Here is a 495-nt window from a genome sequence, read left to right as displayed (position 1 = left end):
GATGATGTACGGCATCAACACCCACCGGCTGAACAAGGCATTGACCGATCTGCGCGCCGGTGAACGCTTCACCTATCGCTTCGCCTTCATCATGGGCCTGGGTAAAGGCAACTATTCGGTGTCCCTTAGCCTGTCGCGTCTGGACTCGCACCTGGATCGCAATTTCGAGTGGCGTGACTACGCACTGGTGTTCCACGTGATCAACAACCCTCGGGAGGATTTCGTCGGTTGTGCCTGGCTCGACGCAAAAACCCCCATTACCCGTGAAACCGAGGCCCGGCCTGTCGAGCGTGCGCCATGACCCGCCTCTTGGTTGAATGCACTCACGTATTCAAACACCCCAAGGTCAATTCGGGGATTCAGCGCGTGGTGCGCAACGTCATCAAGCAGCTGCCCGCCAGCGCTGAAGGCGTCGAGTGCATGCCGGTGGTGGTGATCAATGGCCAGCTCTACCGCGTGCTGCAACTGGCGCCACTCGATACACCGTTCTGGAAC

General features: G+C 59.0%; 1 protein-coding gene and 1 pseudogene. Both read left to right on the top strand.

Going from position 1 to position 495, the window contains the following annotated elements; all coding sequences use genetic code 11:
- Positions 1 to 301, top strand: a 301-nt coding sequence (locus J5M56_RS24620) for a Wzt carbohydrate-binding domain-containing protein (protein WP_207938013.1), incomplete at its 5' end; no start/stop codon positions are given.
- Positions 298 to 495 (top strand): annotated as a pseudogene (locus J5M56_RS24615) (glycosyltransferase family 1 protein); the annotation flags it as partial. The gene J5M56_RS24620 and the pseudogene J5M56_RS24615, both read left to right, overlap by 4 nt.

Source organism: Pseudomonas sp. 51_B, from assembly GCF_017491595.1.
Lineage (GTDB): Bacteria > Pseudomonadota > Gammaproteobacteria > Pseudomonadales > Pseudomonadaceae > Aquipseudomonas > Aquipseudomonas promysalinigenes.
This window is presented reverse-complemented; position numbering and strand designations above follow the sequence as displayed.